This window comes from Candidatus Pelagibacter sp. PS_34 (genome assembly GCF_059417845.1).
The window spans coordinates 976,504-995,201 of sequence record NZ_CM182068.1 but is presented as its reverse complement, the minus strand read 5'-3'; the positions used below and the strand labels follow the sequence as shown (position 1 = coordinate 995,201).

Here is an 18,698-nt window from a genome sequence, read left to right as displayed (position 1 = left end):
AGTGAAAAATATTTTAAAAATTAGTTATTCAATTATTTTTTTATTAGTAGGAACTCTTACAGTTAATGCTGCAGAAAAAGTAGATCTTTTAAAAACAGATTGGAGTTTTAAGGGATTATTTGGAAAATTTGACAGAGGTTCACTTCAAAGAGGATATCAAGTTTATACTGAGGTTTGTGCGTCGTGCCATTCAATGAAATATGTAAGTTATAGAAACTTATTTGAGCCAGGTGGACCAGAGTTTACTGAAGAGCAGGCTAAAGCAATAGCTGCAAGTTTTGAAATTACAGATGGACCCAATAATGATGGAGAAATGTTTGTAAGACCCGCTAAGTTATCTGATAAATTTGTCATGCCTTATGAAAATGTTAAAGCAGCTCAAGCAGCAAATGGAGGAGCTTATCCTCCTGATATGTCTGTGCTAGCAAAAGCTAGAACTGGTGGGGTTGATTATATTTACTCATTGCTACTTGGTTATGAAGATCCACCGAGTGGTGTAACGCTTGATGATGGTGTTTACTATAACAAGTTTATGTATGGAAATAATATTAAGATGGCAGAACCATTATCAGATGGTTTGGTAGAATATAGTGATGGAACTACAGCATCTAAAGAGCAAATGGCAAAAGATGTTACAACATTTTTAATGTGGGCAGCTGAACCTCATTTAGAAAGCAGACACAAGATGGGCTTTAAGGCTATCTTGTATTTAATTATTTTAACTATTCTAGTTTACTTTAGTATGAAGAAAATTTGGTCACGTATTGAATCTGAAGTTTAATATATCACCATCTTTGACAATATAATCTTTTCCTTCAAGTCTCATTTTTCCATTTGTCTTTGAATTGACCCAACCATCATTAGCTATGAAGTCTTCATAAGCAATTGTTTCAGCTCTTATAAAACCTTTTTCAAAATCAGTGTGTATTTCACCAGCTGCTTTTGGTGCAGTACAATTTTTTTGGATAGTCCAAGCTCTAGTTTCTTCAGGCCCAGATGTAAAATAAGTGTCTAGCTCTAAAATATTGTAACCTTTTTGAATTAACATATTTAAACCAGTTCTTTTTAATCCAATCATCTCCATATAATTTTCTTTTTCTTCATTTTCTAATTGATTTATTTGGTTCTCAATATCAGCCGAAACTATTAAGGTATTTTTTTCACCATATTTATTAATAAATGCTTGAGTGTATTTATTTCCATTTTGAACACTTGCCTCATCAACATTACATACAAAAATTTTAGGCTTTAAAGACAATAAACCACTTTGGCTTATTAATTTTTTATCAAATTGTTCATAAAGTATTTGAATATCTTTAGAATTATTTATGCAGTCAGAAGCAATTTCTAATATTTTTAATTGCTCCTCATCTACATTTTTCTTATTATTTTTTTCTAATCTTTTTTGTATTGACTCAAGGTCAGCCAACATCATTTCTGTTTCAATAATTTCCAAATCTCTAATTGGATCAACAGTTGGGTTTACATTTTGAATATCATCAGAGTCAAAACATCTGATCATATGAATGACTGCATCGACTTCTCTTATATGAGATAAGAATTTATTTCCTAAGCCTTCACCTTTAGAGGCACCCGCTACTAGTCCAGCTATATCTACAAACTCAATAGTAGTGTTAATTTTTTTTTTTGATTTTGATATTTCTACCAATTTGTCTAGTCTTTCATCTGGCACAGGAACCACACCAACATTTGGCTCTATCGTACAAAAAGGGAAGTTAGCTGCTTGTGCCTTACTAGAATTTGTAAGTGCATTAAATAGTGTAGATTTACCAACATTAGGTAAGCCAACAATTCCACACTTAAAACTCATTATTTATTATTTACAGTGCTTGAGAATAAATCTAATTTTTTATCAATTAATATAGCCATTGAATCAATAATATTTTTAGTAATTTTTTCTAGTTGTATCATTTCATCTTCATCAAAATCTTTTAATACATGATCTGCAACATCAGCCTTAGTTTTGGGTTTTCCAATTCCTATTCTAACTCTTGAATAATCTTTACCAATAAATTTATCTATAGATTCAATTCCATTATGTCCTGCACTTGATCCTGCAAATTTTGCTTTCACTTTTCCAAATTCAAGGTCAAGGTCATCATGGAAGACAATCACATCTTCAGCATCAATTTTGAAGTATTCAATTAATTCCCTTATACAAATTCCAGAATTATTCATAAAGGTTAATGGTTTTATTGCATAAACCTTTTTATCTTCAATATTACCTGTAGTTAATAATCCTTTAAATTTTGGTTTTTGTTTAGACAAACCAAACTTTTGATTAAGAGCATCAATTAATTTGAAACCAATATTGTGTCTGTTGTTTTCGCTATCGGGTGTTGGATTTCCTAAGCCTACAAATAAAAGCATATTTTTTTTAAATCGTATCTAGGAGTCTTCACTATGATAAGTTGATTATTTTTTTTCTTCAGTGGCTTTTTTTTCGCCGTCATCTTTTTTATCACCCTCAGCTGCTGGTGCTGCTTCTTTACCATCTTCTGCTGCTTCTGCTTCAGCTTCAGCTGGTTTTTCTGGCTCTTTCATCACTGTAGGTGCTGCTAAAGTTGCAATTACAAAATCTCTTCCAATAATAGTTGGTGTAACACCTTCTTCTAATTTTACTGAAGATATTTTGAAACTTTCCCCAATATCCACCCCATCTAAATCAATAGTTATTGCAGATGGAATTTTTTCACTTGGACATTTTAATTCTATTTTTCTTCTCACAATGTTTAGTACTCCACCTCTTTTTAGGCCTGGTGAAGTTTCATGATTAATAAATACCACAGGCACTTCTATTCTAATTTTTACACCTGGTACAACTCTTAGAAAATCAATATGAGTTGGCTCGTCAGATATTACGTTATAAGTAATTTCTCTTGGTAAAACATTTTGAGGTTTGCCATCTAAATTAAGAGTTATTATGTTTGATAAGAAACTTCCTTTATCTATTAAAGATTTTAATGTTTTTTTTAATACAGTAACTTTTTGATTTTGATCTGGTCCCCCATAGATTATGCCAGGGATATTTCCAGCCGATCTAAGAGAACGGACATCTCCTTTTGACTTAGTATTTCTAGTATTTGCATCAAGTGAATTCATAAAAAGATGGCTTTTAGCCCAAGTTTCTTAATAACTCAAGATAATTATTTAAATAAATCGGATACAGATGTTGAGTTAGAGATCCTTTTAATTGCCTCACCCATAAGTGCTGAAATAGGCAAAACTTCTATATTTTTAACATTTTTAATTTTATCGTGATTATCAATTGTATCCGTTATTACTAATTTTCTAATAACTGATTTTTTAATTTTATCTACTGCTTCTCCACTTAAAACTCCGTGAGTAATATAAACATAAACCTCTTTAGCACCTCTATCCTTTAAAGCTTTCGCAGCGTTTACTATAGTTCCACCTGAATCAATTATATCATCAACTATAATACAGGTTTTCCCTTTAACATTTCCTATAACATTCATAACTTTGGATTGTCCTGGTTTAGGTCTTCTTTTATCCACAATAGCAAGTTCCACATTTAAAATTTTACCAAGTGCTCTCGCTCTTTCAGTTCCACCAACGTCTGGTGCAACACAAATAATATTTTTACTTTTAATATTTTTTTTAGCATGTCTTGCAAAAATTGGTGTAGCAAATAAATTATCTACAGGAATGTCAAAAAAGCCCTGAATTTGTCCTGCATGAAGGTCTACAGTAACAACTCTGTCAGCACCTGCTTTAGTAATTAAATTAGAAACCAGTTTTGCAGAAATAGAAGTTCTAGGCACTACTTTTCGATCTTGTCGTGCATATCCAAAATAAGGAATAACAGCAGTAATATTTTTTGCTGAAGATCTTTTTAAAGCATCAATGCAAAGTAGTAATTCCATTAGGTTGTCGTTTGCAGGTGATGAAATAGACTGAATTATAAAGATACTATTACCTCTAATATTTTCATTAATTTCTATATAAATTTCTCCATCAGAAAACTTTTTTATACTTGAGTTTACAAGCTTAGTTTTTAAATATTTTGCAATATTTTTACTTAGAGGTTTATTGCTGTTTCCAGTTAATAATTTCATGAGATATTATGAATTAATCATAATTACAGAAATATTTCTACCATAATCATTCTCATTGCGGCTAATAGATCTTCGTGCACTAAAAAAATTATTTTTTGGATTAAATGTATTCTTATTAATTATATCAATTTTCTTTATATTTAAGGCTTTTAATTGAGAAAGGACATATTTCTTTAAATCAAAGAAATCTTTATTTTGAATTTTTTTAAAAAATTTTTTATTTTTTCCATCTTTTTTAATAAGTTTTTTAATAAAATCTTTTTTTACCTCATAATTTTTTACTGAAATACACGGACCAATAACTGCAGTAACATTTTTAGGATCACATCCTTTTTTTATCATAAAATTTAAGGTTCTTTTAATTATCCCTTTGAAAGCACCCTTCCAGCCAGCATGGATTGCAGCAATCATCTTTTCTTTCTCATCATAAACAAGTATTGGAGCACAATCTGCAGTTAATATAGCTATAGGAAATTCCTTTTTATTTGTGACTAGCGCATCTCCTTCAAAATTATAATTTTTAAGTTTTAGATTTTTATCTATAAAATGAAATTTATTGCTGTGAATTTGCTTTAGTAAAATAATTTTTTTAAGCTTAGTTTTAATTTTCCTTTGAACGATTTGAAGATTTTTTAAAACATTTTTTTTATTGTCTAAGGACCCAGGGCCACAATTTAAGCTCTTAAAAATACCTAGAGATTTTCCACCCTTTCTATTAAAGAAAGCATGCTGTAAGTTTTTAAATTTACTGAGTTTCTTTGACTTAATCAGTTTAAAACCCCAATTTAAATTTATTTTTATTTGTTGTTATTAGCATTACTTTAAACAATTCACCCATTTGATTTTTATCTATAAGTCTTTTTATTCTAAAATAAATATCAGCTTTTTCACTAAATAACATTTTCTTGGACAATATTTCTGCTCTTTCAAGAATACCAAGTTTTGTTAAAAATTCACCTTGAGTAGTATTCATTGAGGTAAGTGAGCTTAATTCTTTAACTATTCTATTTAATAAACTAAAACTTAAATTGTAGGTAATATCAGAATTACCAAACCTTTTTAGTACATCACAATATTTATGTTTCGATACAGCTTGCAGGGTATTTTTCATTTTTTTATCAGTATACGCATAATCTATTATTAAAATTCCACCATTATTACGTTTAATCTTATTGAAGATAATTTCTAGGTATTCGGTTGATTGTGGTGAATACTCAATTAAGTTCTGTTGTTTTGTAATTTTAAATTTAATTTTATTTTCAAATTTTTCCATATCAAAAGGAACATCAAAATACTCAAATTTATTGTTAAAAAATCTGACATGTCTTTCAAACCATTTTCTTTCTTTCTTTATGAATTGTTTAATAGGTAAGGCGTCAAAAAATTCGTTTGCCAAAAAAATACATGGCGAATTATCTAATTCGCTTAAATCATTTAACCATTGAATATTTTTTTTATTGATATTAATTTTTTGTTTTTTTCGAAGCAATTTACTTCTTTCTAAAATCTTAATGTGACAAGAATTTTTAAATATTTGAAATTTTTCAAAGGTATTGACTAAAACTTTCATCATTTCACCATTACCGGCCCCTAATTCGATTAAATTAAATTTTTTAGGGCAACCTAGATTTTGCCAAAATGAAACCACCCAAATTGCAATCATTTCTGAAAATAATACAGATATGTTGGGTGAAGTTATGAAATCACCCTTTTTGCCAAAGGGATTTTTTTTCATGTAGTAGCCTGATGTTTTATTATAAAGAGACTCCTCTATAAATTTATCTAGGGTAAACGACTGATTATTCTTAATTTTCATTTTTTGAAGATAAAAGGTAAACCCCAGTCAGAAAAAAAAGAACACTTATCAATTGACCTAATGTTAGATTCAAAACTAAGTAACCGATTTGTGGATCTGGAGATCTGAAAAACTCTATAAAAAATCTAAATAGAGAATAAAAGACCAGGAATAAAGCAGAGATTTTTCCAGGTACTTTTAAATAATCTTTTTTAAAAAAATACCCAAGTACAAAGAAAAGAATTATTCCCTCAAAAAAAGCCTCATATAATTGTGAAGGGTGCCTTTTGATATTATCTATTAGGACAAATTGAACTGACCAAGGAAGGTCTGTAGCTCTTCCATAAAGCTCTGAGTTTATAAAATTGGCAATTCTACCAAAAAAGATTCCAATTGGAGCAGATAGGGCAACCAAGTCTAAAAATATAAACGAATTTGTATTGTGTTTTTTTGAGAACAATATTGATGCAATTATAATTCCAATTAAAGCACCATGAAATGACATTCCTCCATTCCAAACCATCAATATTTCTATAGGGTTATCTAAATAATATTTTAGATTATAAAATAAAGTATAACCAAGCCGACCTCCCAAAATCATACCTATAATGAGATAGGTTATAAAGTCATCAAATAGCTGAAGAATATGAGAGTCTTTTATTAATTTTTTTTTACAATACAGCCAACCAAGTGCAATACCCACAATATAAGCCAAAGAATACCATCTGATTTCTAATGAAAATATTTGAAACGCAACTGGGTCAAAATTATTAATAAACATTTTTAAAAAACTACGTATAAAGTATATTAATTTTATAAGCGAATATATGACAAAATCAAAATTTGTAATTGATAAATTAACAAAGCTATTTGAACAAGGGCTAATTTCTTATAAAGATTTAAGTTCTGAAATAATAAATGTTTTAAGATCTAAAAGAGAAGAGATCATTTTTAAAATGAAATTAACTAGCAAAGAAGAAATGGATATATTAATTAAAAGAGTTGAAAATTTAGAAAAAAAAATCAACAAATTTGAAAAAAAAAGTCCAAATAAAAAATCTACAAAGGTAAAAAAATCTTAACTCTAAGGCCGTTTAAAGGAGATTTATCTAATAAAATATTACCTCCATGGGATTTGATTATGTCAGATGTAATTGACAATCCAAGACCAACACTAGATTTAGAATCCCCTCTACTTTTATCTACTTTATAAAATGGTTTGAAAACATTCTCGAACTCTTCTTTAGGAATACCGACTCCATCATCATCAATAGTAATTATTATGTTACTATCTTTTTTTGATAGATGAAAATTTATATTTTCAGCATATTTAATTGAATTATCAATTAAATTATTTATAGATCTTTGTATTAAATTTTTTCTTCCATTCAGGTAAATTCTTGGAATTATTTCTTTGGTTATTTTATCATTATTATAATTTTTTATTGTAGTTTCGATTAATTCTGAAATATCAAAGGTTTCATCTTTTTCTAAATATGATGAACTTGTAAACTGCAGATATTCATTAAGCATTTTTTCCATTTCATCTATATCTAAAGACATTTTTTTTGATAAATCTTTATCTTTCATAAAAGATAGCTGAAGTTTTAGTCTTGTTAAGGGTGTTCTTAAATCATGGCTTATGCCAGACAACATTTCAGATCTTTGATTTAGGTGTCTCATTATTCTTTTTCTCATTTTATCAAATTCTAAACCTGCTTTTCTGATCTCTAAGGCACCTGATGGTCTATACTCGTCAATGTTTTCTCCTTTACCAAATCTTTCTGCAGCTTTAGCCAGGTTTATAATTGGTCTAGTTTGATTTTTTAGAAATAGTATAGCTATGGTTATCATTAGTAGAGCTGGTATAGTGATCCATAACGCAAATATTCTAGCAGATGAGCTTGCAACCCTGTCTTTTGGAATAAAAAATTCAAAGTAACCCTCGTTATGTTTAATATTTATATGAATAAGCTCTTTATAACTTGTTGTATCGAACCAGAAATTTTGAGTGCCCATATTAGATTTCAGTTCTCTTCTAAGTGTTCTATCTATTGGACTAAACCATCTTTCTTTTTGAGCTTTTTCAAATAAATCATCTTTTTTAAATTGAACATTAAGATCTAAATAAATTGAGAATAAGCCTGACAGGTCGTTATTATTATATTTTCCATTATCGTAAGCTGTTATGAATGCTTTCATCTCACCGATTAATGCTCTTGTCATACCTTTATTTGTTTTAATCCAAAGACTATCAAAAAAAACAATCGATATGACTACTTGAAGAACAATTATTGGAACTGCTACGATTAATAAAGCTCTATAAAATAATCTTTTTGGTAGTAAATTTTTTCCAAAATTATTCAATCCATAAAACATAGCCAGCACCTCTTAAAGTTTGTAAGTATTTTGGATTTTTTGGGTCCATTTCAATTTTTTTTCTAAGTCTTGTAATTATCACATCTATTGACCTTTCTTTATCAAGATCAGTTAGTTTGCCAATATCTTCTCTTGAAAAGGTTTTGCCAGGATTGTTAATCATTTTTTCTAATATAATTTTTTCAGTACTATTTATTTTATATTCAATATCATTTTTTATGATTAAAAGTTTGTTAAGATCAATTTTAATATTATCAAAGGTTATAATTCTTTTTTCATCATTTCTTTTTGTTTTATTTAAAATATTTTTTATTCTTAAAATAAGTTCTTTTGGCTCAAATGGTTTTGGTAAATAATCATCAGCACCTATCTCTAAACCTTCAACTCTATTTTCAGCTTCCCCTTTAGCTGTTAATAAAATTATAGGGGTATCAATTTTAGATTTATTTTGTTTGATAAAATCCAACCCACTTTTGCCTGTCATCATTATATCCAAAACGATTAAATCAAATTTAATTATTGAAATTTTTTCTTCTGCATTTTCTGCACTATTTGATGTAGTAACCAGAAAATTATTTTCATTTAAATATTGTTTAATTAGGGATCTAATTCCCTCATCATCATCTACAACTAAAATATGGGCTATAAAATCATTCATTAATTATCTTCTTTAAAACATTGTCAAAGTTTAAAACTTGATCTGAGCTTGAATTTAAAAGAGCATTATAAACTCTTTTTTTTTGTATCGAAAATATTTCGTCAAAAATTTTTTCTCCTTTTTCATTTAAAAAAATGTGTTTTACTCTTGTGTCTTGTTGATCTTTTTCAAAAAAAACCACATCAAGTTTAATTAAATCTTTTAAAACTCTATTTAAACTCTGCTTGGTAACCTTTAACTTCTTTAATAGATCAGAAATTGTAATCCCTTTATACATTGATAATAGATGTAAAACTTTGTGGTGAGCTATACCTATAGAGTATTTATCCAATGTTTTTTTGGCATCCGAAAAAGACTCACGGTAACTTGTAAATAACTTTTCAATCAGCTGTTTTAACTGATTATCCTTTAAATATAAAAGTTCTTTCATTATGGGTAAGTTATATTGACATATTATAGATACAAAGATAATTTTAGAGAAAATTTAAATTATTTCATTCATGATACCATACGATAAAAGATCAGGTAAAATTTGGTTTAATGGTGAGCTCGTTGATTGGGCTGATGCTAAAATTCATGTTTTAAATCATGGTCTTCACTATGCTAGTTGTGTTTTTGAAGGTGAAAGAGTCTATGATAATTCAATTTTCAAATTAGAGGAACACACATCTAGACTTTTTTATTCTGCAAAAAGAATGGGTATTAAAATTCCTTATACTGAAGAAGAAATAAATTTAGCATCAAAAAAAATAATTTCAGTTCAGGGTGTCAAAGATGGATATGTTAGACCAACAATATGGAGAGGTAGCGAGATGATGGCTATATCTGCTCAACAAACAAAAATTCATGTTGCTATAGCAACTTGGGAGTGGGGTTCATATTTTGATCCAAAACTAAAAATAGAAGGTATTAAATTGAATATATCAAATTGGAGAAGACCTGCGCCTAATACAATACCTTGGGATACAAAAGCTTCTGGATTATATATGATTTGTACTTTATCAAAACATGAAGCTGAACAACAAGGCTATACAGACTCTCTAATGCTTGATCATGAAGGAAATGTTGCAGAAGCAACAGGTGCTAACATTTTTTTTAAAGATAAAAATGGAGAAATTCACACACCCATTCCAGATTCTTTTTTAGACGGTATTACAAGAAGAACAGTAATTGAAATTGCAAAATCTAAAGGAATAAAAGTCAATGAACGAAAAATTGCACCAGCTGAATTATCAAATTTTGTAGGCTGTTTTTTAACTGGTACGGCAGCAGAGGTTACGCCAGTTTCATGTATTGCTGAAAATAAGTTTAAAGTTTGTGAAACTATAATTGACTTAAATGAAAGTTACCAAGCATTAGTTAGAAAAAGAAAAGCAGCTTAGTTTTTGTTATCTTCAGATATTGCATGGTCAATACCCTTTCTTAAATATTCATAACCAGTATACAGAGTTAAAAATGCAGAAAGCCAAAGCAGGATTATGCCAATAGTTTGAGTATTATAATCTTGAAAATTTAAAATTTTATTACCAGTTTCACCAGTTAGTAAAAGAGCTATAGCAACCATTTGTAAAAAAGTTTTTAATTTTGCTAAATTAGTTACTGGTAATTTAATTTGTCCTCTAGCTAAAAACTCTCTTAAACCTGAAATTAGTATTTCTCGTGTAAGTATTATAATTGCTGCAATAACCTCGTAATGTTTAATTGTTCCACTCATGACAAGCAATATAAGTGCAGTTGCAACAATAATTTTATCTGCTATAGGATCAAGTAATTCACCCAACTTAGACTCTTCACCCATCATTCTAGCCAACATTCCATCCAAAAAATCAGTAAATGAGGCAATTACAAACAATACGCATGCAGTTAAATCACCATAAAAACCTGGCAAATAAAATGCTAGAACAAAAAAAGGTACAATTATTATCCTACCTATTGTTAAAATATTTGGAATTTTTTTAAGCATAATTATTCGTGAAAAAAGTTATATATCTTTTTTGCAACTTTTTCCTCAACACCTTCAACTGATTTAATTTCATCAAAACTTGCAGATTCTACTGCTCTAGCAGAGCCAAAATGGTTCAATAGTGCTCTTTTTCTAATCGATCCAATACCATCAATTTGATCCAGCAAGGATTTTGTAATTCCTTTTGCTCTTTTTGCTCTATGAGAGGTGATGGCAAATCTATGTGCTTCATCACGTAGTCTCTGCATAAAAAATAGAGTGGGGTCATTCTTATCAAATTTAAATGATTTTCCTTTGTAAAAAAAAGTTTCATCTCCACTATTTCTTAGTTTCCCCTTAGCAATGGCTATCATAGGAAGATCATGTAAACCAAATTCATCTAACACTTCTTTAGCAGATGAATATTGACCTTTACCACCATCAATTAAAATTAAATCAGGAAGAGTTAAATAATTTCCTTTTTCTAACATTGCTCTTTTAAATCTTCTTGTAAGAACTTCTTTTAACATTGCAAAATCGTCTTGTTCATTACCTTTTGTCTTAATATCAAATTTTCTATATCTTTTTTTAACAAACCCTTCATTTCCAAAAGTAATCATAGCACCCACACTATTTGTTCCTGAGATGTGACTATTATCATAAACCTCAACTAAGTTTAGGCCATTTTTAAGATCAAATTTTTTAGCAACACCCTCAAATAAATTTTTATTATTATTTGTTTCATAAATTTTTCTATTAAGTGACTCTTTGGCATTTTTTTCTGCCATAGCAATTACTTTAGCTTTAGTGCCTTTTTTTGCTACATTAATAGAAATCGCACTATTTTCTTTTTTGCTTAAAGTTTCTTCAATTAATTTTTTGTCTTCTATTTCTGTATTAATGATTATTAATTTTGGAACATTTTTATTTTCATAAAACTGCATCAAGAACGAAGACATTATTTCAGATAAGCTTTGATCAGGATCATGTTTTGGAAAATAAGCTTGGTTGCCCCAATTTTGTTTAGACCTATAAAAAAATACTTGAATACACGTTTTACCAGATTCTTTGTATGCAGCAATTACATCTGCATCAATTAAATTTGCTTCATTAATTCTTTGTGAAGATTGAATTATATTTAAAGATTTAATTCTATCTCTAAAAATAGAAGCTCTTTCAAAATCTAGCTTTTCACTAGCTTCCTCCATTTGTTTAGATAGGTTTTTTTGTATATCCCTTGATTTTCCCGATACAAACTGAATTGCTTGATCTACTGATTTTTTATAATCTTCTTTATCTATATAATCGACACAAGGACCAGAGCATCTTTTTATCTGATAAAGAATGCAGGGTCTTTTTCTATTCTTGAAGGTACTATCATCACAAACTCGAATTTGAAATATTTTTTGAAGCATCTTAATAGTCCAATTAGCAGTTCCTGCTGAAGCAAACGGCCCAAAGTAAAATCCTTCTTTATCCTTTTTCCCTCTATGTTTTGTAACTTGTGCCCATTGGTCTTTATTACTGATAAAAATAAAGGGAAAAGATTTGTCATCCTTGAGCAATATATTGAATTTAGGTTTATGTTTTTTTATTAAATTAGCCTCTAAAAGTAGAGCTTCACTTTCATTGGCAGTAGTTGTTATCTCTAGCTTAAAAGTTTGAGAGAGCATTCTTGCTGTTCTAATAATATGGTTTTTTTCTGCCACATAGCTCTTTAATCTATTAGGAAGGTTTTTTGCTTTACCTACGTACAAAATCACATCTTTATGATCAAGCATTCGATAAACTCCAGGGCTTTTAGGAATTAATGGGAGCTCTTTTCTAATTACGTCTTTGCCTAATTCAGCACTTTTCATAACTTCTTTTTTTGGTAATTTGGATACCAACAGAGGCACATTCTTTAATAATTTCTAATTTTTCAATTTGAAGCATAATTTTTCCAATTCGTTTATCTTTAAATAATACATCAAAAACATCTTCAGCAAGTGTTTCTAAAAAATTATAATGTTTCTTTTTTGCAAGTTTTGTAATTAATTTTACAACCTGACCATAATTAACAATTGATTTAATATCCTTGTCATTTGTTGGTTTTCTATCTTCATAATCAATCTCTAAACTGAATTTTACTTTTTGAGTTTTTTCTTTTTCAAAATCATAATAACCAAGCTTTAAATCTAGAATTAACTCTTTAATAAGAATTTTTTTTTCGTAATTAAATAAACTTTTATTTTTATCTATTTTAATAATATTTAAATTAGTTTTTTTCATTCTTTTCCAATTACATCTGGTGTTTGCCAGTTTAAACTTTGTCCGCTATCTATCGCTATTACTTGACCTGTAATTGAACTGTTTTTGATAAAAAAGTCAACAGCAGAACATATATCCCGTACATTTACCTGCTGTTTTAAAGGAGTTGCCAAGTACTGCTTTTTAAAATGCATGTCAGTTTGTCTTTTATTTTTAATAGTAGGACCAGGAGCTATTCCATTAACTCTTATATTTGGAGCTAATTCCATGGCACTAGTTTTTGTTAGAGTATAAAGTCCCGTTTTACTTAAAGTATAAGAAAAGAAAAAGGGAGTTAACTTAAAAACTCTTTGATCAATTATATTTATAATATTGCTATTTTTACCCTTAACATTTTTTGAAAATTCTTTTGTAAGATACGCGGGTGCTTTTAAATTTACATCAATATGCTGATTCCAGCTTTTAGAAGAAAAATTTTTAAGACTGTCATTTTCAAATAATGAAGCATTATTGATTAAACAATCAAAATATTTTAATTTTAACTTTGAAAATCTTATAATTTTTTTTAAATCTTGTTCTTTTGCAAGATCACCTTTTACTAAATAAACTTTTGTTTTATTTTTTGACAATTCTTTTTGTAATTTTTCAGCCGCAGATTTGGAGCTATTGTAATGAATAACCATTTCAACTCCTGGACCTGAGAGTTTTTTTGCAATAGCAGCACCTATTCTTGTTGCAGCTCCTGTGATAATTATTTTGTTTGCTTCCATTTTTTCTTACCTTTTTGCGCTCTTGTACCAGGTAAGCCCATCTTTGATCTACCCTTTGGATACACTCTATTTTCTTGATTATAGTGTTTTACTTTTGGATTTAATACAATTTCTAACTCTGATGCTTCAAGGTTTCTTATTTCATCTCTAATTTTTGCAGCTTCTTCAAATTCAAGGTTGGTTGCAGCATCTTTCATTCTTTTATTTAATTGTTTTAAATGTTTCTTTAAATTGCCACCAATATTGTCACCTGTTCCAACTTTTAGGTAGTCTTTTTCATAAACACTTTCCAAGACATCACTTATTTCTTTTTTAATTGAGGTTGCATCAATGTTATGTTTTTTGTTATAGGCGACCTGAATTGTTCTTCTTCTATCAGTTTCTTGAATTGCTTTTTTTATACTTTTAGTTTCTTTGTCAGCATAAAGAATGACTCTACCATCCAAATTTCTTGCTGCTCTTCCTATGGTTTGGATTAGTGAAGTTTCAGATCTTAAAAACCCTTCTTTATCAGCGTCTAGAATTGCAACTAATGCACACTCAGGTATATCAAGCCCCTCTCTTAAAAGATTTATACCAACCAAGACGTCGAAAACTCCTAGTCTTAGATCTCTCATAATTTCTATTCTCTCAAGTGTATCAATGTCAGAATGCAAATATCTAACTCTAATACCATTTTCATGAAAGTATTCGGTTAAGTCTTCAGCCATTTTTTTAGTTAAAGTTGTAATCAATACTCTAAAATTTTTATCGATTGTTTTCTTACACTCATGCATTACGTCATCGACTTGGTTTTTAGCTGGTTTGATTTCAACTGGTGGATCAATTAAGCCAGTAGGTCTTATTATTTGTTCAACGAACTTACCTTTAGTCTGTCCTAACTCCCATGGACCAGGTGTTGCTGATACAAAAACTGTCTGCGTTCTCATTGCGTCCCACTCTTCAAATTTAAGTGGCCTGTTATCCATACAAGAAGGTAGTCTAAAACCATATTCTGCAAGATTACTTTTCCTTGATCTGTCCCCTTTGTACATTCCATTTAATTGTGGAACAGTAACGTGACATTCATCTACAAATATAAGTGTGTTGTCTGGAAAATATTCAAATAGAGTAGGAGGTGGCTCTCCAGGTTTTCGTCCTGATAAAAATCTAGAATAGTTTTCAATACCAGCACAAGAACCAGTAGCCTCAATCATCTCTAAGTCAAATTTTGTTCTCTCTTCCAATCGTTGAGCCTCAAGAAGTTTATTTTGTTCTTTAAATTTCTTAAGAGTAACCTCAAGCTCTCTTTTAATTTTTATTACTGCTTGTTCGATAGTAGGTTTTGGAGTGATGTAGTGGCTATTCGCATAAACTTTTATAACATCTAAATCTTTTAATAGATCTCCTGTTAAAGGATCAAATTCTTCGATTTTTTCTAATTTGTCTCCAAATAAACTTAATCTCCATGCTCTATCTTCAAGGTGTGATGGGAATATTTCAATGTATTCACCTCGTGCTCTAAAGGTACCTCTATAAAAACTTTGATCATTTCTTTTATATTGTAGGTGTACTAAGGTTTTTATTAACTGTTCTCTATTGTAGTCATAATCTTTCTTTAAACTTAAAGTCATTTTACTGTAAGCTTCGACGGATCCCAATCCATAAATACAAGAAACACTGGATACAATAATTACATCATCTCTCTCTAGTAGTGATCTTGTTGCTGAGTGACGCATTCGATCGATTTGTTCATTAATAGATGCTTCTTTTTCAATATAAGTATCTGATCTTGGAACATATGCTTCTGGTGTGTAATAATCATAGTAAGAGACAAAATATTCAACGGCATTTTCTGGAAAAAAAGATTTCATCTCTCCATAAAGTTGAGCGGCCAATGTTTTATTGGGAGCAAGTATAAGAGCGGGTCGATTAGTTTGTTCAATAACTTGAGCCATTGTAAAAGTTTTCCCCGAACCTGTTACACCAAGTAAAACTTGGTTTAACTCATCTTTATTTGCACCTTTAACTAATTGTTTAATTGCCTCAGGTTGATCACCTGCTGGTTTAAAATCTGTTACAAGTTTAAACTTTTGTCCACCTTCTAGTTTCTGGTGTATTTCTGGGTTTTTGCTTTGGATTTCAGTAATTAAATCTTGATAAGTATTTTGCATTATCTATAAAACTATTAGAATAAAAATTTATTTCAATGAGCATTATATCAAACAGTCTAAAAAAGATTAAACCATCACCAACTATTGCTGTAACTCAAAAGGCAAGAGAGTTAAAAGCTGCTGGAAAAGACGTGATAGGGCTTGGAGCAGGAGAGCCTGATTTTGATACACCTGATAATATTAAACAAGCGGCCATAAAAGCCATTAATGATGGTGATACCAAATATACAGCCGTTGATGGAACACCAGCTTTAAAAGATGCCATTGTTAAAAAATTTAAAAGAGAAAATAATCTAGATTACACAACTGATCAAGTAACCGTTGGTGCTGGTGGAAAACATGTAATTTATAATGCCATGATGGCAACCCTAAATGAAGGGGATGAGGTTATAGTTCCTGCGCCATATTGGGTTTCTTATCCTGATATGGTTTTATTAGCCGGTGGAACTCCAATTATTTTGGAGTGTAATGAAAAACAAGGATTTAAAATTAATCCAGCTGAATTAGAAAAATCTATAACACCAAAAACAAAGTGGATCATATTAAATTCACCATCAAACCCAACGGGTGCTTGTTATACTGAAAGTGACATTAAAGAAATTGCAGATGTTTTAGTAAAACATCCTCATGTTCATATTTTAAGTGATGATATTTATGAACACGTAACATACGAAGGATTTAAATTTTTTACTATTGCACAAATTGATAGCTTGAAAGAAAGAGTTCTTACAATGAATGGGGTTAGTAAAGCTTACTCAATGACTGGCTGGAGAATAGGGTATGCGGCTGGTCCTAAAGATATTATTAAAGCAATTGCTAAAATACAATCGCAATCAACAACAAATCCATCTTCAATTAGTCAAGCTGCAGCTGTTGAAGCATTAAATGGAACTCAAGATTTTATAAAAGAAAGAGCAACTTCATTTCAAGAAAGAAGAAATTTTGTTGTTAAAGCATTAAATGAAATAGATGGAATTGAATGCTTAAATCCAGATGGAGCATTTTATGTTTTTCCAAGTTGCAAAGGGTTAATTGGAAAAAAAGATGCAAGTGGTAAGGAGCTTAAGACAGATACTGATTTTGTTCAGTCTTTATTAGAAAATAGTGGTGTAGCAGTTGTTCAAGGCTCTGCATTTGGTTTAGAAGGTTTTTTTAGAATTTCATATGCAACTTCAATGGACAATCTTAAAAAAGCTTTAGAAAAAATATCTACTTTTTGTAAAAGCTTAAACTAATGTTAAACGTATATTTAGCAGGCGAAATTCATAGTAATTGGCGAGAAGAAATTATTCAACTTTGTGAAAAAGAGAAATTAGATGTTAAATTCACCTCTCCTGTCACCGATCATGAAGCCTCTGACAATTGTGGTGTAGAAATTCTAGGAGCTGAAGAAAAAAATTTTTGGAAAGATAGAAAAGGCGCTAATATTAATTCAATTAGAACCAAAAAATCTATTCAAGATTGCGATGTAATTATTGTTAAGTTTGGTGAAAAATTTAAGCAATGGAATGCAGCATTTGATGCGGGATATGCTACAGCACTTAATAAATCTATGATTGTTATTCATAACGATGATCACCAACATGCTCTTAAAGAAGTGGATGGCTCTGCTGCTGCTGTTGCGGCAGATCAAAAACAAGCTTTTCGTATATTAAAATATATTTTAGAAGGATCTTTAAAATAGATCCAGCTATCTAGTGGGATAAGAATTTTTCCGCTTCAAGTGCAGCCATACAACCCATTCCTGCAGCTGTTACAGCTTGTCTAAACGTTTTGTCTTTAACATCCCCTGCAGCATAAACTCCAGGGATATTCGTCTCTGTTGAATCTGGTTTGGTCAATAAATAACCTTCTTTATCCATCTCTAACTGTTCTTTAAATAATGCTGTTGCCGGATCATGACCAATTGCAATAAATAAGCCATCTATTTTCATTTCTTCAATTTTATTATTTTTTAAATTTTTAATCTTAATAGCTTTAACATTTTTAGGTTCGCTATCTCCAATAACCTCTTCAACAGCACTATCCCAAATTATTTCAATTTTTTTATTTTCCATTAATTTTTTCTGAAGTAATTTTTCTGCTCTTAAAGTATCTCGTCTATGAATTAATTTTACTTTTGATGCAAATTTTGTAAGAAACATTGCCTCTTCTACTGCAGCGTTTCCACCACCAACAACTGCTACAACTTTTTCTTTAAAGAAAAAACCATCACATGTTGCGCATGCTGAAACTCCAAAGCCTCTATAAGCTTGTTCTGATTCTAAGTTTAACCATCTTGCTTGAGCACCAGTTGAAATAATTATGCTGTCAGCTGTATATTTTTGTCCGCTATCTCCAACAGCTTCAAAGGGTGTAGATTTTAAATTAACTGAATAAATATGATCTTCAATTAGATCTGTTCCAACTGCTTTTGCTTGATCTCTCATTTGATCCATTAACCATGGACCCTGAATTACATCTGAAAACCCAGGATAATTTTCTACATCGGTTGTTGTCGTTAATTGCCCACCAGGCTGAACTCCATAAACTAGAATAGGATTTAGCATTGCTCGGGCAGCATATACAGCGGCTGTATAGCCAGCTGGACCTGACCCTATTATTAACACTTTTGTGTGTTTAATTGGATTTTCACTCATGCAGAAGTTATA

The 18,698-nt window shown here is 29.9% G+C and carries 21 protein-coding genes; 5 read left to right on the top strand and 16 right to left on the bottom strand.

The genetic code is table 11. The features are described 5' to 3' along the window. The first annotated feature begins 1 nt into the window (after position 1). Complete coding sequence (locus AC5SL3_RS05345) at positions 2 to 781, top strand: cytochrome c1 (protein WP_006997810.1); 780 nt, start codon at positions 2 to 4, stop codon at positions 779 to 781. Here the strand turns inward: AC5SL3_RS05345 and ychF are convergent. From ychF to lgt, 7 genes are read right to left on the bottom strand one after another with little or no spacing between them, the layout of a single operon-like run. Further along, on the bottom strand, positions 758 to 1,831 hold the full coding sequence (gene ychF / locus AC5SL3_RS05340) for a redox-regulated ATPase YchF (RefSeq protein ID WP_494577798.1): 1,074 nt from the start codon (positions 1,829 to 1,831) through the stop codon (positions 758 to 760). The genes AC5SL3_RS05345 and ychF overlap by 24 nt on opposite strands. Beyond that, entirely contained in the window at positions 1,831 to 2,391 is a 561-nt protein-coding gene (pth, locus tag AC5SL3_RS05335) for an aminoacyl-tRNA hydrolase (RefSeq protein WP_006997812.1), read from the bottom strand. The genes ychF and pth overlap by 1 nt, the downstream gene beginning before the upstream one ends. Before the next feature lie 45 nt (positions 2,392 to 2,436). Further along, complete coding sequence (locus AC5SL3_RS05330) at positions 2,437 to 3,123, bottom strand: 50S ribosomal protein L25/general stress protein Ctc (RefSeq protein ID WP_011281467.1); 687 nt, start codon at positions 3,121 to 3,123, stop codon at positions 2,437 to 2,439. Between the two features lie 44 nt (positions 3,124 to 3,167). Next, positions 3,168 to 4,100: a ribose-phosphate pyrophosphokinase gene (locus tag AC5SL3_RS05325; protein ID WP_006997814.1), complete on the bottom strand. Its 933-nt coding sequence runs from the start codon at positions 4,098 to 4,100 to the stop codon at positions 3,168 to 3,170. A 6-nt stretch (positions 4,101 to 4,106) separates the two neighbouring features. Then, the gene (gene pgeF, locus AC5SL3_RS05320) at positions 4,107 to 4,868 is read right to left on the bottom strand and encodes a peptidoglycan editing factor PgeF (protein ID WP_494578791.1); all 762 of its coding nucleotides are present in this window, start codon (positions 4,866 to 4,868) and stop codon (positions 4,107 to 4,109) included. 4 nt (positions 4,869 to 4,872) lie between these two features. Beyond that, complete coding sequence (locus tag AC5SL3_RS05315) at positions 4,873 to 5,916, bottom strand: SAM-dependent methyltransferase (RefSeq protein WP_494577795.1); 1,044 nt, start codon at positions 5,914 to 5,916, stop codon at positions 4,873 to 4,875. Beyond that, entirely contained in the window at positions 5,906 to 6,676 is a 771-nt protein-coding gene (gene lgt / locus AC5SL3_RS05310) for a prolipoprotein diacylglyceryl transferase (RefSeq protein ID WP_018413529.1), read from the bottom strand. The genes AC5SL3_RS05315 and lgt overlap by 11 nt, the downstream gene beginning before the upstream one ends. Positions 6,677 to 6,722: 46 nt before the next feature. On the opposite strand from lgt, the gene AC5SL3_RS05305 reads away from it, so the two are divergent. Then, the gene (locus AC5SL3_RS05305; RefSeq protein ID WP_006997818.1) at positions 6,723 to 6,977 is read left to right on the top strand and encodes a hypothetical protein; all 255 of its coding nucleotides are present in this window, start codon (positions 6,723 to 6,725) and stop codon (positions 6,975 to 6,977) included. Here the strand turns inward: AC5SL3_RS05305 and AC5SL3_RS05300 are convergent. Genes AC5SL3_RS05300 through AC5SL3_RS05290 form a run of 3 tightly spaced genes read right to left on the bottom strand, consistent with a single transcriptional unit; the run spans position 6,955 to position 9,362 of the window. Beyond that, a complete protein-coding gene (locus AC5SL3_RS05300; RefSeq protein ID WP_494577793.1) occupies positions 6,955 to 8,274 on the bottom strand; it encodes an ATP-binding protein in 1,320 nt (439 codons plus the stop codon). The two genes, AC5SL3_RS05305 and AC5SL3_RS05300, sit on opposite strands and share 23 nt — an antisense overlap. Continuing rightward, a complete protein-coding gene (locus AC5SL3_RS05295; RefSeq protein WP_271616063.1) occupies positions 8,255 to 8,932 on the bottom strand; it encodes a response regulator in 678 nt (225 codons plus the stop codon). Before AC5SL3_RS05295 ends, AC5SL3_RS05300 begins: the two co-directional genes overlap by 20 nt. Then, the gene (locus AC5SL3_RS05290) at positions 8,925 to 9,362 is read right to left on the bottom strand and encodes a MarR family winged helix-turn-helix transcriptional regulator (protein ID WP_494577791.1); all 438 of its coding nucleotides are present in this window, start codon (positions 9,360 to 9,362) and stop codon (positions 8,925 to 8,927) included. The genes AC5SL3_RS05295 and AC5SL3_RS05290 overlap by 8 nt, the downstream gene beginning before the upstream one ends. 70 nt (positions 9,363 to 9,432) lie before the next feature. Between AC5SL3_RS05290 and AC5SL3_RS05285 the strand changes: the two genes are divergently transcribed. Beyond that, positions 9,433 to 10,314, top strand: coding sequence for a branched-chain amino acid aminotransferase (locus tag AC5SL3_RS05285; protein WP_006997822.1), 882 nt, complete (start codon positions 9,433 to 9,435; stop codon positions 10,312 to 10,314). On the opposite strand, the gene pgsA is transcribed toward AC5SL3_RS05285, so the two are convergent. The 5 genes from pgsA to uvrB are packed head-to-tail and all read right to left on the bottom strand — an operon-like array spanning position 10,311 to position 16,047. Beyond that, positions 10,311 to 10,895, bottom strand: a complete 585-nt coding sequence (pgsA, locus tag AC5SL3_RS05280) for a CDP-diacylglycerol--glycerol-3-phosphate 3-phosphatidyltransferase (protein ID WP_494577789.1) — start codon at positions 10,893 to 10,895, stop codon at positions 10,311 to 10,313. The two genes, AC5SL3_RS05285 and pgsA, sit on opposite strands and share 4 nt — an antisense overlap. Before the next feature lie 2 nt (positions 10,896 to 10,897). After that, complete coding sequence (uvrC, locus tag AC5SL3_RS05275) at positions 10,898 to 12,733, bottom strand: excinuclease ABC subunit UvrC (protein ID WP_494577787.1); 1,836 nt, start codon at positions 12,731 to 12,733, stop codon at positions 10,898 to 10,900. Continuing rightward, positions 12,720 to 13,145 carry a dihydroneopterin aldolase gene (locus tag AC5SL3_RS05270; protein WP_271616596.1) on the bottom strand — a complete coding sequence of 142 codons (426 nt, stop codon included), beginning with the start codon at positions 13,143 to 13,145 and terminating at the stop codon, positions 12,720 to 12,722. The genes uvrC and AC5SL3_RS05270 overlap by 14 nt, the downstream gene beginning before the upstream one ends. After that, positions 13,142 to 13,894, bottom strand: coding sequence for an SDR family oxidoreductase (locus tag AC5SL3_RS05265; RefSeq protein ID WP_494577785.1), 753 nt, complete (start codon positions 13,892 to 13,894; stop codon positions 13,142 to 13,144). Before AC5SL3_RS05265 ends, AC5SL3_RS05270 begins: the two co-directional genes overlap by 4 nt. Beyond that, positions 13,876 to 16,047, bottom strand: coding sequence for an excinuclease ABC subunit UvrB (uvrB, locus tag AC5SL3_RS05260; RefSeq protein WP_494577784.1), 2,172 nt, complete (start codon positions 16,045 to 16,047; stop codon positions 13,876 to 13,878). The genes AC5SL3_RS05265 and uvrB overlap by 19 nt, the downstream gene beginning before the upstream one ends. A gap of 35 nt (positions 16,048 to 16,082) precedes the next feature. On the opposite strand from uvrB, the gene AC5SL3_RS05255 reads away from it, so the two are divergent. Both AC5SL3_RS05255 and AC5SL3_RS05250 read left to right on the top strand, forming a co-directional pair. Further along, positions 16,083 to 17,282, top strand: a complete 1,200-nt coding sequence (locus AC5SL3_RS05255) for a pyridoxal phosphate-dependent aminotransferase (protein WP_494577782.1) — start codon at positions 16,083 to 16,085, stop codon at positions 17,280 to 17,282. Beyond that, a complete protein-coding gene (locus AC5SL3_RS05250) occupies positions 17,282 to 17,731 on the top strand; it encodes a YtoQ family protein (protein ID WP_494577780.1) in 450 nt (149 codons plus the stop codon). Before AC5SL3_RS05255 ends, AC5SL3_RS05250 begins: the two co-directional genes overlap by 1 nt. Positions 17,732 to 17,741: 10 nt before the next feature. Here the strand turns inward: AC5SL3_RS05250 and trxB are convergent, their stop codons facing one another. Continuing rightward, positions 17,742 to 18,686 carry a thioredoxin-disulfide reductase gene (gene trxB, locus AC5SL3_RS05245; protein ID WP_494577778.1) on the bottom strand — a complete coding sequence of 315 codons (945 nt, stop codon included), beginning with the start codon at positions 18,684 to 18,686 and terminating at the stop codon, positions 17,742 to 17,744. Between the last annotated feature and the right edge of the window lie 12 nt (positions 18,687 to 18,698).